Source organism: Streptomyces sp. P9-2B-2 (assembly GCF_030406865.1).
In the GTDB taxonomy this organism is placed as follows: domain Bacteria; phylum Actinomycetota; class Actinomycetes; order Streptomycetales; family Streptomycetaceae; genus Streptomyces; species Streptomyces platensis.
Genome location: NZ_CP129126.1, coordinates 1,095,099 through 1,110,500, shown reverse-complemented (window position 1 = coordinate 1,110,500; position 15,402 = coordinate 1,095,099). Strand labels below are relative to the sequence as shown.

The 15,402-nt window shown below is 67.8% G+C and carries 15 protein-coding genes; 6 read left to right on the top strand and 9 right to left on the bottom strand.

The genetic code is table 11. The features are described from left to right. Positions 1–54 precede the first annotated feature (54 nt). The 5 genes from QT196_RS05000 to QT196_RS04980 all read left to right on the top strand — a co-directional run bounded on the left by QT196_RS05000 (position 55) and on the right by QT196_RS04980 (position 4,314). Positions 55–1,956, top strand: coding sequence for a nucleotidyltransferase domain-containing protein (locus QT196_RS05000; RefSeq protein WP_248001032.1), 1,902 nt, complete (start codon positions 55–57; stop codon positions 1,954–1,956). Then, the gene (locus QT196_RS04995; protein WP_290354411.1) at positions 1,953–2,606 is read left to right on the top strand and encodes a hypothetical protein; all 654 of its coding nucleotides are present in this window, start codon (positions 1,953–1,955) and stop codon (positions 2,604–2,606) included. Before QT196_RS05000 ends, QT196_RS04995 begins: the two co-directional genes overlap by 4 nt. A 46-nt stretch (positions 2,607–2,652) precedes the next feature. Next, positions 2,653–3,060 (top strand): hypothetical protein, encoded by a 408-nt coding sequence (locus tag QT196_RS04990; protein WP_290354410.1) that lies wholly within the window; start codon positions 2,653–2,655, stop codon positions 3,058–3,060. A 78-nt stretch (positions 3,061–3,138) separates the two neighbouring features. Next, positions 3,139–3,846 carry an SDR family oxidoreductase gene (locus QT196_RS04985; protein WP_168483567.1) on the top strand — a complete coding sequence of 236 codons (708 nt, stop codon included), beginning with the start codon at positions 3,139–3,141 and terminating at the stop codon, positions 3,844–3,846. 33 nt (positions 3,847–3,879) lie between these two features. After that, positions 3,880–4,314: an NUDIX domain-containing protein gene (locus tag QT196_RS04980; RefSeq protein ID WP_168477816.1), complete on the top strand. Its 435-nt coding sequence runs from the start codon at positions 3,880–3,882 to the stop codon at positions 4,312–4,314. Between the two features lie 150 nt (positions 4,315–4,464). Here QT196_RS04980 and QT196_RS04975 read toward each other — a convergent pair whose 3' ends face one another. Next, positions 4,465–4,851 (bottom strand): VOC family protein, encoded by a 387-nt coding sequence (locus QT196_RS04975; RefSeq protein WP_290354409.1) that lies wholly within the window; start codon positions 4,849–4,851, stop codon positions 4,465–4,467. A gap of 305 nt (positions 4,852–5,156) precedes the next feature. Here QT196_RS04975 and QT196_RS04970 point away from each other — a divergent pair, with 305 nt between their 5' ends. Then, positions 5,157–5,489, top strand: coding sequence for a VOC family protein (locus QT196_RS04970; RefSeq protein ID WP_168483565.1), 333 nt, complete (start codon positions 5,157–5,159; stop codon positions 5,487–5,489). Between the two features lie 301 nt (positions 5,490–5,790). Here the strand turns inward: QT196_RS04970 and QT196_RS04965 are convergent, their stop codons facing one another. From QT196_RS04965 to QT196_RS04930, 8 genes are all read right to left on the bottom strand, one after another. Next, entirely contained in the window at positions 5,791–6,756 is a 966-nt protein-coding gene (locus QT196_RS04965; RefSeq protein WP_168477815.1) for a sialidase family protein, read from the bottom strand. A gap of 131 nt (positions 6,757–6,887) precedes the next feature. Then, positions 6,888–7,643, bottom strand: a complete 756-nt coding sequence (locus QT196_RS04960) for a hypothetical protein (protein WP_168477814.1) — start codon at positions 7,641–7,643, stop codon at positions 6,888–6,890. A 169-nt stretch (positions 7,644–7,812) separates the two neighbouring features. After that, positions 7,813–9,180 carry a glycosyltransferase family 4 protein gene (locus QT196_RS04955; protein ID WP_168477813.1) on the bottom strand — a complete coding sequence of 456 codons (1,368 nt, stop codon included), beginning with the start codon at positions 9,178–9,180 and terminating at the stop codon, positions 7,813–7,815. A 901-nt stretch (positions 9,181–10,081) separates the two neighbouring features. Then, entirely contained in the window at positions 10,082–10,291 is a 210-nt protein-coding gene (locus QT196_RS04950; protein ID WP_248001719.1) for a hypothetical protein, read from the bottom strand. A 119-nt stretch (positions 10,292–10,410) separates the two neighbouring features. Beyond that, positions 10,411–10,842: a phage tail protein gene (locus tag QT196_RS04945; protein WP_168477812.1), complete on the bottom strand. Its 432-nt coding sequence runs from the start codon at positions 10,840–10,842 to the stop codon at positions 10,411–10,413. Positions 10,843–10,973: 131 nt separating this feature from the next. Then, on the bottom strand, positions 10,974–11,591 hold the full coding sequence (locus QT196_RS04940; RefSeq protein ID WP_248001030.1) for a DUF6262 family protein: 618 nt from the start codon (positions 11,589–11,591) through the stop codon (positions 10,974–10,976). Beyond that, on the bottom strand, positions 11,588–14,179 hold the full coding sequence (locus QT196_RS04935; RefSeq protein WP_290354408.1) for a site-specific integrase: 2,592 nt from the start codon (positions 14,177–14,179) through the stop codon (positions 11,588–11,590). The genes QT196_RS04940 and QT196_RS04935 overlap by 4 nt, the downstream gene beginning before the upstream one ends. After that, positions 14,176–15,351 (bottom strand): tyrosine-type recombinase/integrase, encoded by a 1,176-nt coding sequence (locus tag QT196_RS04930; protein WP_266734699.1) that lies wholly within the window; start codon positions 15,349–15,351, stop codon positions 14,176–14,178. Before QT196_RS04930 ends, QT196_RS04935 begins: the two co-directional genes overlap by 4 nt. Positions 15,352–15,402 lie beyond the last annotated feature (51 nt).

Genomic DNA, 15,402 nt, shown 5'->3' with positions numbered 1-15,402 from the left:
GCCATCCCGGGCCCGTCGGCACGGGACAGGCCCAGACAGGATCGGAGGCCCGGCATGGGCGACGACGCGGTGACCACCCTCGCGCTGAGCGGCGCGGACAACACCGGCAAGACCAAACAGCTCGGAATCCTTGCGCGTCGGATCGGCCCCGCCGCCGTGGCGAGCGGACCGCTGGACGCGCACGACGCCCGGTGGGAGGAGATCAAGAAGAACGGCATGAGCGCCTGGTGGTTCCAGACCGGGCCGATGCAGGAGGTCGCCGACGTCCTGGCTGCCTCCTACCTCCAGCGCGCCAGCCGCCCGGGTGCCGGGACGGGGCTGCGGTTGATGGACCGGGGCCTGCCGATGCTGGAGGCGTCCGTTGCCGCGACCGCCGCGGTGCGCGAGGACCTGGCCCCCGAGCAGGCCGCCGACAGAGCACGCGACTTACTGGAGCCGTACGCCCAGGACCTGAAGTCCGCCGAGGCCGGCGAGCACGGGATCGTCCTGCTGCACCACGAGGACCCGGCGATCGGCACCGCCCGCGCACTGTCCCACGAGACGAGCGTGACCCCCACCTACGCCGACTACCAGCGCCATCTGCACCACCAGATCCACCGCCTGGCCGGCGAGGGCCGTTTCGACGGGGTCATCGTCGTCGACAGCCGCTCCGTCGTCGCGGTCCAGCACGACCTGCGCGGCCTCCTGCATCCGCACACCGCGCTCGTACCGGCCGGGTGCCTGCCCGGCGTCCGCGTCGTGGCGCTCGGCGGGATGTCCGAGAGCGGCAAGAGCACCGCGGGGGAGTACCTGCGCACCCGCCACGGACACGCCCGTCTCAAGATCGGCTACCTGATCGACGACGCCGCCCACCGCGCTGGCATCGACGACCCGTACGCCCTCGCTCCCGTCGTCCGCGCCGAACTCCTCCTGGACAGCCTGGACCGCTACACGGCCGCGCACCACTTCCTCGACCGCATCACCCTGGAGTCCCTCCACGAATTCGACGTCACCTCCGAACTGCGCCGGATGCTCGGCGACCAGCTGTCGGTCGCCTACATCGATACCGCGGCCGAGCTGCGAGCCCGCCGCGGGACGGCCGGCCCTGAGGATGTGACTCTCAGGGACACGGTGAAGGCATCCCGGGGGGCAGGCGAGATCGCCACGATCGCCGACGCCGTGGTCGATAACAATCGCAGCCGCCTGGCGCTGGAGCGCCAGCTCGACGGAATCGCGCTGGATGCCGCCTGGCCCGCCGTCACCCCAGCCACCACGCCGGTGAATTGCCTCGGGCTGCCCGTCGCACTGGAGCGGTTCCTGACCGTCCTGCTGGAACGCACCACACATCATCCCGAGCCGCTGATCGACCTGCTCGCCGTCACCGGAAGCGGCGCCTGCGGCAAGTACCAGCACGGCTGGAGCGACCTGGACGTGTTCGTCATCGCCGAGCCCGACCGCACCAGCGAACTGCGCCAGGTCCTGACCGAAACGCAGAGCGATCTAGGCGAGGTCAAACTCGGACTGACCGTCCTGAGCCAGGCCGAGTGCCGTGCCGGCGCGGTCACCTCGCGTCTCCTGCACGTGATGACCCTTCTCGGCACCGGCTCCCTGCTCCCGCTGTGGGCCCGGCCGGGCCTGACGATCCCCGCCCCGCCGCTCGCCGACGACGTCGCCGCGAGCCTGGAAGCCGGAGTGCAGGCAGCCGTCGAGATCCGTCGGCAACTCTTGAAGGGTGCCTCAGACTTGCGCGCCCTGTTCAAGGTGACCGCCCTGCTGGCCAAGGTCCTTCTCCGCTTCGACGGCATCGAGCAGGCCGCAGACACCGACGCCCTGGACGCCCTTGTGCGCGCAGCGGCCGAGCCGAACGACAGTCTGGTGCTCAGAGCGCGCACCGACCGGGCCGCCGCTCAGGACCTCGCCCAGCTCGTCCTCGACCACTGGATGGCCACCATGCCGGCCTCCGAGGCAGCCGCATGAACACCGCGCCCGCCCATCGCCCCTTCCGCAAGACCCTTCCCACTGCCAGGGCGCATTCCGAAGAACTCGGCTGGCGCCAGATCGCCGGCCATCTCGAAGTCCCCACCCTCCTCCAACGCACCCGGCTCGACGCCGACACCGACGTCATCACCTACGAGGACGTCTTCGCCTCCGGCCGCTGCCAGCTCCTGCTGGGCGACCTCATCGCCCTCGCTGACCACGGCCACGCCCCCACCAGCGACGTCGCCGGCCTGATCAATGCCATCTGTGACGACCTGATCACCGCGACCACGGCGACCGGCCGCACCACGGCCCTGTCATGCTGCGTGCCCGCCCTCTACGCCGACCGCATCCGCCCCGGCGGCCGTCTGGACACGTGGTACCAGGACCCGAGCCTCACCGTCACCGACACGCACACCGGCGAACCGATTCCTCTCCCGGCGCTCACCGGCTACACCGCCACCGTCAACGACACCCCACTCCTCCTGGACGTGCCCGCCGCGATCAACGCCGCTCGCGGCGCGCTTCACCCCGACGGCCAGTGGACGTCCGCCATCACCCAAGGCGACCCGACCGAGCCCAACATCGCCGCCAGCGCCGCAGGCGCGTGCTGGCTCGACTTCGAGCACGCAGGACGCAACACCCTGTGAGATCGCCAACCTCCTGTGGTACCTCCTCGCCCTCGGCGGCTGGCTCGTGCCCACCTACCAGCGCGACGTCTACCACCGGACCCTGCCCCTCCACCTGCCCCCAGCCGCCACTCCCACCATCGAGCACACCGAACTGTCCAGTCGGCACCGGCGATTGGACCTGCACCACACCTGGCCCACCGGCCCCGGCCGCCACACCGCCCTCACCCGACTCCTCGACCGCATCACCACCGACCTCGGCGACGCCGCCGGCCTGCCAAGAGGCCGCCAGCTCCACGCCCTCCGCTCCTTCCTCACCCTCCGCATCCTCGGCGTCATCCCGCCCCACCTGCTCAACTCCAGCGACCTGCTCCTCCTGGTGGCCAAACTCGCCCAGGCCCAGCACCTGACAGACCCCACCCCGTTCACGCACACCGACCCGCTCAGCGACCTCGCGACCGTGGAGAACCCGTGACCACCGCCCTCCTCACCCCGCCCCTGACCGCCCGCCCCCTGCAGGGCCGCGTCGCTCGTCACCGGCGCCGCGACTGGGATCGGCGCGGCTACCGCCCGCGCACTCGCCAGCGCCGGCGCCACCGTCGCCCCCGGCCACTACGCCCAGATCGACCAGGCCCGCACCGCCCTCGACGAGGTACGCCGACTCGGCGCAGACGGAATCGAGGTGAGCGCCGACCTCACCGACCCGGATGCAGTCGGCCTGATGGTCAGCCAGGTCACCAGCGAGGTCGGCCCGGTGGACATCCTGGTCAACAACGCCGGCGCCTACCCGCGCATGACCTGGCACGAGACTGGCGAGGCCGCCTGGAGCCGCGCGCTCGACGTCAACCTGACCATCCACTACCGGATGAGCCACGCCGTCACCCCAGCGATGATCGGCCGCCAGTGGGGCCGCATCATCAACGTCTCCAGCGTCAACGCCCGCGCAGGACGCTCCGGACTGACCGCCTACAGCACTGCCAAGGCCGGCTTGCTCGGCCTCACCCGGTCCCTGGCCAGGGAACTTGGCCCCCACGGCATCTGCGTGAACACTGTCCTGCCGGGCGCCATCCAGGTCGACGCCGAGAACACCCTGCCCACCCACCACCGCCCACGCCCCGACGACCAGATCGCCCGCCAGTGCGTCCCCCGCCGAGGCCAGCCGGACGACGTCGCCGCCGCCATCGCCTTCCTCGCTGCACCGTCCGCATCGTTCATCACAGGCCAGTCGTTGCACATCGACGGCGGCTGGCTGCTCCACTGACCACCGCACCACCAAACCGAAGGAGACCGACCCATGAAGCAGCGCGTCCGCGCCATCCTGATCACCCAGGACAACACCCTGCTCCTGATGAAGCGCATCCGACCCGGCGCCGCCCCCTACTGGGTGATCATCGGCGGCGGCGTCGAGGACAGCGACGCCACCCGCGAGGACGCACTCCTGCGCGAGGTCCGCGAGGAGATCGCCGGGGAGGCCGAGATCAGCCGCCTGCTCCACCAACTCGAGAACCCCAAGGGCGAAACCGAATACTTCTACCTCGCCCACATCACGCAGTGGAACTTCGACGACAAGACCGGCCCCGAGTTCCAGCGGGACGACCGCGGCGAGTACCTCCTCGACGAGATCCCCCTCACCACCGAGGCCCTCGCCAGCGTGAACCTGCTGCCCGAGGAGATCTCCGACGTGCTGCGCGAGGCCCTCGAACGCGGCGATCTGCACACCACGGTATAACCGCTGGATGTTCGCGACTCGCGGACAAGGCGGGGAGACCGGCAGCGCGACGCCCGTGCCGCCACTTCGTCCGGGGCGCGGGTGCCCGCCGCGCGTGTCCGGGCCGAAAGCGTGAGTGGGGTCAGGGACCGATGGTGCATGCCTGGTTTCTCAGTAGCCGTCGATTCCGATGATGTTGCCGTACGGGTCGACAAGCTGTGCGATCCTGCGACCTGTGCCGTCCCCTACGTCGAGGGGCCCGCGGTGGTGAGTGCACCCGGCGTTGAGCAGCTTCTCGCGTGCGGTGTCGAGGTGCTTGACGGACCAGTACGGCACGGGGCTGCCGCCGCGTTTGTTGCGCTGCTCGTCGAGCATGTGGAAGCCCAGCTCGATGCCGGCGACGTCGAGCCAGGTATAGACGTTGGTGCCGGCGACGTCGCGGTGTACGGGGGTGTCGAGGACGTGCGACCACCATCGGGCGGACTTCTCGGGGTCCTCGGATTTACCGACTGCACGCGAGGCGCATGGGGTGATGACCTGCGGGGATACGTCGCGCACATGTACGTGACGTTGAGCTTGGATCACGGCTTGACCATCCTCAAAGTCGGCGACAGAACCGCCCGTTCGGCCTACCTGAGTTCCTCATGCGGCACCCGCGTGGCCGGGTCCTCTGCGTACAGTCGGGAGCCGGGCACGAGGCTCTGCTCGGAGTACAACCCATCCTGTTGGGTCGGGACAGGAGCTGGTTGTAGTCCCGCTGTAGTCCCACCGAGGCTTCAGTCGCTCTCTCTCCTGGCCCTGCGATAGCGTGCGCGGTCCGAACGGTTCGAGGAGGAAGCGTGTTTGGTCGGGTCCGAGCAGTCATGTACTTCACGCCCTCACCGGACGAGGTCGGCCGATGGTGGTCTGATGCGCTCGGGGCCGAGCTGCACCGTGAGGAAGCGGGAGAATCTGTCTACACGTGGCTCGACGTCGATGGCGTTGAGTTCGGCTTCCACATGGCTGACGAGAAACGAAACCCTCATGGTGGCAGCACAGTTACGTACTGGTCCGTGGACGACGTGGATGCCGTACGGCAGCGCCTCCTCGATGCCGGCTGTACTCATCACCGTGGTCCGCTGCAGGTCGTCCCAGGCAGGAAGATCTGCCAGGTGATTGATCCCTTCGGTATCGTGATCGGCCTGGACGGTCCGTAGCTGCGGGAAGGTGCGCAACGGACCTCTCGCGTAGGGCCCGCAGGCCGATGCGCAATGTCTGTGCCCGATGCGCATTGAATGCGCAATTCCGGGCCTGCATGCGCAATGGCTACGTCCAGTAGCGGCTCGCTCGCGGACCGATGCGTTCTGGGGATTTGGTGGGGCGCGCGCCCCGTGTGCGGGCTGTGTTCTCGCGGTGTCGGTCCTGGGCCCTTCGTGGTGCACGGCCGGCCGGTGCTATGGGTCGCGTTTCCCTGCGGGCGCCCCCTCGTGTCATCGGGAGAGGGCGCCCGCTTCGCATCTAGGACGCCGGGGGTTGCGGCACTACGCCAGGGACCGTCTCGCCCGCCGGACTCTCGGAGCCCTTGCCGAGGTCGAGGGGGGTAAGGAACGCGTACAGCCGCGTGTGCCAGTACGTCAGCTGAGCGGCGCCGAGCCCGTCGAAGTCGCGTGATCCCTGCTGAACGGGAGACCAGGTCTTGGTGCCGCTGTCGTACTGCGTCCAGGACAGGCAGTGATTGCCGTCCCGGCTGGTGTTGCGGGTGTTGAAGGTACAGACGAGATGGTCGTGGTACACGCCCAGCCGTGGCGCGGACCGGACTCGCCACTGGCTGGTCAGAGCCTCCTGCCTTCCGCTCCAGCCCTCGCCGTCGAACGTCCAGTAGCTGATGCCGTCGGCCTTCTCGTTTACGATCACGCAGTAGAGCAGGCTGCCGAACCCGATGAGGCCAGGAATGCTTACTCCCACCGCGGGCAGGGATGGGATCGTCGTTCCGGGAGCGGACCACTCGATGCCGTCGTAGACACGGTGGTGGTGGGTTTGACCGAAATTGTTCCTCAAGCTGAGAACGAGGTGGCCGCCGTATTCCGTGAGGGAAATTCCTGCGTCGGGTCCGAGTGGCTCCGGCGTGGTCCAGTGGTTACCGTCCGTGCTCTTGGTCCATCGCAACTTGTCGACGGTCTGGGGCTCGGAACGGCAGACACTGACGAGTTGGTTTCCGGTGTAGCGGGCCGAAACTACGCCTTCGGCCTTGAGGGAGGGGTCGGTGCCACCGACGTGCCACTGCGTGCCGTTGTCGGAGCTGGCCCACGAGAATTGCATGGTCTGCGGGTCGATGTAGGTACAGAACAACACCTCGTGGCCGTTGCGGTCCGTGAAGGTCGTGAGCCCGAATTCTTTCGGGTAGATGGTGAACGGGAGTTCCCTGGGGGTCGTCCAGCTGTGGCCGTTAAAGCTGGTCAGCATCGGGCGGATCGAGCGGCTCATGGGCGTCCTTTCGGTGGGATCCAGCGGCACGAACCTGCGCCAGGCGGGGCGTTGCGGGGCCCGGACGGCGGGTGTATGGGCGGAGCGTGTCGCGCGCGGGGCACGGGGCGGTTCTCTTTCGCGGAGTCGGGTCAGATGTCCAGGTCGCCGACGTATTTCTTGGCGTTGTCGCCGAGCTTCTCGACGATGTCCTCGCGGACTATCGCGTAGACGTCCTCGTCGAGGTTGACCCGGAAGGCGGAGCCGTAGATGTCCAGGTTGGCGTCGGTGAACGTGGTCCACAGAATGCGTGTGACGTTGAGCGAGGTACTGAAAAAGAACACGGAGCCGGCCAGGGATACGACACCGTTCTCTTCGGTGGCGGTACTGAGCTGGAAGTTGCCCTCCCGGGCGCTATGGCTCTCCCGCTCGAAGACCACGAGTCGGCCGTCGCTGTCGGAGAGGGCCGCGAGGGCATCGAGGGACGCCTTCATGGTGCGGATCTCGTCCTGGGACAGGACAGCCTCGAGGACCTTCAGGAGCACCTCGTCGATCTTGAACGAGTCCTGGCGCAGGGAGATCTCCGTGAAGCGGAAGTCCTGGAAGGGCCAGCCGATGTTGGACAGGACGTCCACATAGAACCGGTACCAGTCCCTGACCTGGGTCTCCCGGTCGTACTGCTTGCTCGCGGCCAGTTGCGCGAGCAGAGCGGAGTTGAGGACATCCGAGCGGTGTTGTCCGGAGACGCCGGCAACGAACGAGACCAGGCTGCCGGCGTTGACGTAGCCGGCCTCCGTGTCCTGCTCCTTCGGGGTGATCTCATGACCGGACAGATGGCTTACGACGCGCGGGTCTGCCAGTTCCAGTTGCTGCACGAAGTGCCGGGGATCGCTGGAACGTGTGGGCATAGTGTCTCCCTCTCTCGCGGGTGGGTGGTGCCTTGGACGCTGCCGGGACGCCGCCGCGCGGATGCCGGACGGCGCCGGCGAACGGGCAGCGATCGACGCGGGGCGACGCTGTGTTCATCCCGCTGTGGCGATCGGTCGTGGCGGGCAGCCTGGCGGCGCGCGGTGGGGGCTAGGCGTTCGGGTCTTTCTCCACGGTCCCGTCCCGGCCCTGCCGGGTGTCGAAGTCCTGCAGGTTCTGGGCCGCCTCCACGAGAGAGGACGCGGAATGCGTCCACGTGAAGTGTCCGAGCAGCGTGTGGAGCGTCCTGGCGTGCAGGTAGCCCTGGTGCAGGTTCCGCTTGAGGGTGTGCAGTGCGCGGGCCCACAGGAACGGGCGGTAGGCGGCGAATCCGCTGTCCTGGACCACGCACGCCTGACCCACGTCGGCGGGGACTCGGCTGGGGTCCAGCACGAAGCGGGCGAATCCGCTCTCCTCGCTGGCCAGGACGGGAACCCCCTGTTCGAGGGCCTCCAGGGAGACGAGGCCGAAACCCTCCGTATGGGAAGGCGCGATCATGGCGTCGCAGCCGCGGATCTCCCTGATCAGGAACTCGCGGTCGTTGGTGGTGTGCAGGACGGTCACGCGTCGTGTCTCTGGCGGTTCCTGGGCATCCTGCCCGCACATTTCGTTGGCCCACCGCTGGGTGACCTCCAGGAGCGTGGGTATGCCGGGGTCCGGCGTCCTCTCCGGGGGTACACCGATCACGGTCAGGCGGGCCCGGCTCGGCCGGTACGTCACCGAGTTGTGGGTGAAGCCTTCGTTGAGCTTGCGGACCGCGGAGATCGCGTCCGGCAGTCCCTTGGTCATGTCGTCTGCCCTGCCCAGCAGGAGGAGATTGAGGGTGTCCTCGTCGGTCTTGTCCTCACGCAGCGGCACGGGGCCGGCGCTCGGGTCGCTCCCCGGGACCAGTTCGTGGATCCGGGGCGTCTGCCCGTCCGTGCGCAGTTCCCGGAGCGTGTCGGTGAGCAGGGGCCCTACCCCGGACCCCAGGTCCGCCTTGCTCAGGCAGTCCAACTCGATGCTCGCGTTCCGCATGGCCTTGGCGAGCGCCTTGCCCTGGATCTGCCCGAGCCGCAGCGGGCTGGTGTGCAGGATGTGCGCGTACCGCGCGTCCTCGTACCACTTCTGCACGATCTGGACGGCCGCCGGGCCCGAGAACCGGGAATGCCCGACGACGACATACGCGCTCGTCAGGCGATGTGCCTCCGGAAGTCCGAACTTCGTCGGGTCCTGCGTGCTCCGCACCGCATCCTCGAGCAACAGACGCAGACTGTCCGGCTCGTCCAGGTCACGCGGATTGGGAATGATCGAGACCTCCACTCCGGGATGGTCTTCCCGCAGCTGATCATCCGTCTTTCCCTTGGGCCGGACGGTCAGCAGGAGCGGCTTGTACGCCGTGGAACCCGCAAGGCCGGTCACGAGCCTCTGGTTGAAGATCGGGACTCCGCCGAGCCCCGGACCACTCGCATCACAGACGAACAGGATGTTCTTCGCCACGGGGATTCGCTAGCCTTCCTTAAGAGGGTGGCGTCGTCGCCTTGCCGGCGTCCGACGCTCAAGAGGACGGCACACAGGGAATGTCAGGCTTCTTGGGGCCCGGTCCCGTCGACCGGCTTGCACCCAGGCCCCGCAGGGACCGGTCGGAGACACGCGCGTCCCAAGGAACGAGAGAGACGGAAGCCTCCCGGGGACCCTGCGCTACCCGCCGGGCCTCACAGCGGAGGCAGTCGCGCAGCGTCCGCCCGCGATCGGCTGCGACGACCGTGTCGGCCAACGCAGCCTTCGGCACCAGAGCCAAGACACCGCGGAGCTGGCCGCGCGACAACGGCATGAAGAACACCAAGCCGACCGGTCTGCCTCCGCAGACGGACCGGGAACCGAGGCTGTTCCGTCGGTGGTCGCCACCAGACCGTGACCAGCACGTGTTTCGATGCAGACGATCAGCACCTTGCCCAACGCCTTGGTCTGACTGGGCAGACCTTTCGACCAGCCATCGCCACGGCCGCCGACACCCAGGAGGATGCCGCCGACTACGGCGGGTGGGGCTTCGTGCCCAGGGCCGTAACCACCCACCCGCATCCGAACCCCCCACGCCCCGCCGCGCAACCCCGCCCATCACACTCCCCCGTGAATCGCTTCCCCGGTCCGCAGAAAGCTGGCCTGCACAGCCAGACAAAACCTCCCTCCGGGCCCCGTCCCTCACCCTCTCGCCTCACCGGCTCAGTGCGGTACAGCGCGAACTGGCCATCGGATACCGGGGGTACGGATCACGGCTCAGAGGCCGTTCCGCACACCCGAGCGACTTCAAGTCGTATCGATGTTGATCAGCCCTGGGAAGAACAAGTGCCATCCGAAAAGCCAGGCTTTGGCTCCACCTCCGTGAAGCCGTCGTTCTCCGTCACGCGAGGAGGACGCGTTTGCGGAGTAGACGGAAGCCAGCCCGGCCGAAAATCTGCCGTTTGGGCATCTTGATGCGGCTGACGTGCCCCTCGACCACGCCCGCGTTCCAGGGCAGGGTCATGCCGGCGATGACGGCGTCGCGGTCGATGCCTGCGGCGAGGCAGCCTGGACCGCCAACCGGGAGCTGACCCGAGCCCTGAACCAGCACGGAAGACTGGCGACCTCGCGCCAGATTCGTATGCGGGCCCGCCGATCAGCGATCAGCGGGCCCGCAACGGTCAGAAAGCTGTCAGCTGATCAGGACGATCAGCGACTCCACCACCGATATCACTCGATGGCCATGTCGTTGAACTCGATCTGGACGGTCTCGATCGCCGGTCCGGAAGAGTCGGCGCTGAGATCCGACGGACTCCACGTGGAGGCCCATGCGCGAGCGAGGTGGAGGCGTTGGACGGGCTCGCCAGCAGCGTTGGAGATCGTGAGGACGCCTTCCTGAGCGGGACCGTCCTGGGAAGCCTTCTGGCTTGCCTTCTTGAGAGCCTGGGCCTGCTCCGGCGTCAGCGCGAGCTGGATCGCGCCGGGCTGGGCGACATCGGGCTCCACGCCACCGACCAAGTCCTGCACCGTGGTGGTGCCGCTCTTTACCTCGACCACTTCCTGCCCGTAGGTCAGGCCGCTGACACTCCGGATCGTCTCAACCCGGATAGCGCCAAGCTCCAACGTGAACGTGTGGGTGTTCAGCGCGTCGCCGTTGCTCATCTCCGGCCGCCCTTCTTCGTCTCGTGGTGCCGGGCGAGGCCATCTGGGCCCGACACTTCCCAAGCCGCGAACCGGGCAGCCAGGCATCCGGCCAGCTTGAAGCCAGGCGAATGCGCCACCCTTGGTAGTGATCATGTCACAGAAAGTGGCGCACTGGCGTGGGTCGACAGGCGTGAGGTCATCTCGTCAGCGATGGTGGCCTCCAGCTCGGCGAGCCGCTTGTCCAGGAACCGGTTGTTCTCGCGGGCTCCCTTGAGGCGATCCTCCAATCTCCCCTTGTCCTGGCTGAGTTGCCAGACGGTTTGCTTCAGGGTCGTGTTCTCGGTGACGAGCTTCTGCACCGCATCGCTGGGCAGGTCCGCTTCCAGGTCCTGGACGCGTCCCAGGAGTACGGCGATCCTGGTCCGTTGCAGGCGGATCTCCCCGTGGCAGGTCTTGACTGCTTCTTCGGCGTTCAGCGCACGCTCACGCCAGGAAGCGTCCTGCTGCTCGGCGCGTTTGGTACGCAGCGCGCTCCGCTGGGCGTCCGCCTGCTTTGCGGCGCCCGCTACGAGAGCCTTGGCCTGCTCGTTCTGGTAGAGGAAGGTGCGGGAGACGTCCGCACGCCGGGCGACCGCGGCCACGGTCACCCGGGCGCGTTCACGGTGCATGTGCTGCAACGTGGTGTGGACTCGTTCCAGAAGCCTCGCTGTGCCCTGGTGGCGAGCCTCCATCGCGGCCGCGATCTTCTCTTGATCGGTGGACTTCACAGTTCCTCGCTGGGTGGGGCGAAGGAAGCTGACGGCAGGGCGGCGAGGTCGTCGGCGCGGAAGACCGTGCGCCAAACACGGTGGAAGTAGTCCTGGGGGCGGCGTATGTCCAACGCGAGGGCGTCCTCCAGCAGCCCCATCGCGCTCAGTGCCCTCTCCAGGCCGGCGATGGCCCGTGCGGTGGGCTCGAAGACTTGGTGGAGGTAGTCCGCGGTCGCATCGTTCGGAGCGCGCTCGGCGAGCAGACTCCACTGTTCCTGCTTGTGTCGCCAGTACACGAGATCCGCGCCAGACAGGACGAACTTGTCGCAGTTGTGGCAGTCGAGATTCCAAGGGCATGCGGACCCGTTGACAACGGGCTGGTACGTGCACAGTCCGCCCTCGGCGGGCGTGCTCCGGTGCGCGAGGTCCAAGGCAAGGGCGACGGCCTCCTGCTGGCCCAACGGCTCTTCCTGTGAGAGGAGTTCACCAGGTTTGGAGGAGGCAGGGCCGCCGACCCACACGGCCTGCAGCACTGTCTCCAGTTCGGAGATGGCGACCTTCGCGTACCGCTCTGCCATCCGCTCGGAGATCTGCCCGAGAAAGCGGCGGATCTGGGCCATCGTGGCGCCGTGCGCGAGGAGTTTCGTGGCCAGCGTGTGGCGGGCCTGGTGCGTCACTGCCTTGCCCAGGTCGAGTTCGTCGACCCATGCCCGGAACTCGGCGGCGAAGAAGGAGTAGGTGAGGGATCGCCGCCCGCTCGGGTTCTTCTTCGGCGAGGGGAACAGCGCCAGGCGCGTGCGTTCCTCGGCGGTCGGGAGCCGGCCGTGGCGGTGCTCGAACAGGACCAGGGTCTTGTCGTGGCGCCGCAGTAGGACCTCCTCCAGACGCTCTGGGATCCGGACGCCTTCGTTGATGTTGCCGACCTTGGTCTGGTCGTGCCACAGCATCGGCAGGTCCCGGATCCGGGCCGTGCAGTCCAGGCGCAGCTTGATGATCTCGCTGCACCGTCTCCCGGTGTAGACGATGCCTTCCCAGATGTCCCGGAGGCCAAGGTCGGAGTCGTCGTGCTCCCGCTCGAACATCTGCAGGTTGCCCTCGTCCGACAGGGCGCGGGCGACATCGTCGGTGAACGGGTTCCGCGACGGGCTCGGCACCGCGCCGCCATACGGCATGCTCGTGATGAACTCCCGGCTCAGACCGAGGCGGGAAGCGTGGCCAGACTCGAGCGCCCAGTAGAGGACGTTCCGCGAGTGGGTCAGTGCCCGACACAGCGTTCCGGCCGTGACCTTGGAGGGTTTGCCGTCGTGCTGGAACACACCGAGCGAGGGCAGGCCATGGTGCGCGCGATGCCGTAGGTCGGCGACGAACTGCTCGGCGTGCAGCTCCGTCAGCAGGGAGGGAGCACTCTTGGTCTCGGGGGCATCGAGCGTGAGGAACGACCCCAGCTCGGTGCAGGCCCGTCGGGCGTAGTCGAGCGTGGTGCGCGTGCGGGGGCACTTCGGCGAGCGCAGCCTCGACGCCAGGTACTCCCAGAGCAAGTCCCGCAGCCACTGCTGCGGGACGCCCGTCAGGTCGTAGCGGCTGGTCAACCGGTCGAAGTGCCGGCCGAAGTGGCTGAGCTCGATGAACCCGGCCTCCTTCGTCTCCTGCTTGGTGTAGTAGACCGCGGTGAGCTTCGCCTGGGTCTGCCGCACGATCGACTGGACGGCACGCTGCTCCGCCTCGACATCGACGTCCGCCAACGAGTCGCTTCTTCGGCTGCGGCAGATGTTGACGACACGCTGGACCCTCGTGATCACCCAGTCACTCGGGTCCTTCTGCTGGATGTGCGCAAACAGCCCCCACTGGATCTCGGCCTTGACCAAAGGGCGCAGGCCGATCAGGTTGAGCTGCCCGGTCCGGCGGATCGGCTCCTCGCTCTGGCACCACTTCCGGAAGGCGACCTCGTCGACTACTTCGGCAACCGCGCACCCCGCGGACCGCTGTCGCCGCCGGACGGCCACCCCGCCGGGGTTGCCCTGCTGCTTGTAGCGGGCGCGGTGCCCGACACACAGACCCATGGGGCAGGCGGCCGTCTCCGGGCACACGGCGACGCGGCATGGACCGGCGCCCGGCAGTGGCCCCTGATCACGGATCCACGCTTGGAAGGGGTTGGTGGTGGTGACACTCGGGTCGTTCTCGCTCAACGTCGTCCCGCTCGTGTAGAGCCATCGGTACATGTGCGTGTAGCAGAGTTGGAGGCGCACGGAGAACACGGGGCGCTCAGGGCAGACCAAACACCAGCCGCGGTCGATTCCCTGGGAGGCGGGGAGGGGATGCGCACTCGCAAGGAAGTTGCCCTTGCTGGACTCGGCCGCGCGCTGCTGCTTCCACTGTTCGTGGTGATCCGCGCAGAGATGCAGGCTGGTGCGACGTGGCCGCTCACAACGTGGCACCTGGCAGCCCCAGGCGTAGACCGGATGGTCGCGCGGGATGTCGATGATCTCGCTGCGGAACAAGGGGTCGAAGTTCGGGGCGTGGATCAGCGCAGCAAGGATCTCCAGCCGATCGCGGGTGGTCCGGGCTGTGCCGGCGGGTTGAACGACCTGCAGGTCCAGTGCGGTCACCGCTGCCCCCACGCCTTGCACAGTGCATCGGCGAGCGTCGGATCGTGGATGTCGGCGTGCCCGTAGACCTCATCGACCATCTCGGCCGACTTCCAGCCGAGGGCATCTCGCGCCACGGCCGCCTTGCCGTCTGCGGCGTCGAGGACCTCGTTGGTGAGGGTGTGGCGGAACTGCCTCGGCTTGATCCTCCCGAGTTCGACTCGGTACCCCGCACGTCGCAGCATGCCGCGCGCGCCAGCCGTGCCCCACGGCTGCCCATTGTTCGGTCCGTGCAGCTGGACCGCGAGCATGCCGTGATCCGCGTCAGCGGGGTACTCGGTGGTCATGTACTCGAAGTACGAGTGGATCATCTCCGAGCTCACCCGACGGATGAGACCTCCGCGGATCGTCGAATCCTCCACCCACCACTCGTACTTGACCTTCACCCGGGTCCGATTTGGGTTGGTCTCCCGGTGACAGATGTGCACGTGGGGAGCGCGGCACTCGCCGCACGGCGCGTTCTCACGCAGGTGGAGATCACACAGGTAGAAGCCGCAGAACTCGCCGATCCGGAAACCGCCGTCGGGCAGCCAGTCCACCGTCATCCGGTCGCGCGCCGTACGAAGCGTGCCACCGAGCTCGGATCGAGCCCCGTCCGGGAGCATCTTGGGGTGACGTCGGCGCACGGTCTTTGTGGGCGTCAGGGGGTTCGCGGGCATGCTGCGCAGCGTGTGCCCCAGCAGCGCGCGACGCCGGTCTGCAGTGGTCGGGAGCCGCTCAAGATCCAGTGCCTTGCTCAGCGACGGGTTGATATCCCGCTTGCCGAGGTGGACGTAGAAGCCCTTGAGGGCCGCCGCGGCGACCTCCAGCGCACTCTGCCCATACGGCCTCTTTCCCTGTCGCCACGGTGGCCCGAACGGCCCGGCGAACTCAGCGCCGACGGCGCCCATATACCCCTCCACGTCGGCGAAGGTCACCGTCTTGATCGACAGTGCTTCGGCCTCAAGCCATCGAAGGTGATCGACCAGCATGTACGCGTACGTCCGTGAGGTGCCGGCCGTGCAGGTCCTCAAGTAGCCGTCGGGCTCCTCGTACACCTCGCCGGTCGGCCAGACGATCGTCGAGGAGACACGACCGTCACTGCGGATCACCTCTTGGACGCGGATCTTGCCGATCACCAGTTGCGCTGCCAACACCGCTCCCATCGCTCACACTTCGCACACGCCGTGCTGGGGCGGTAAACG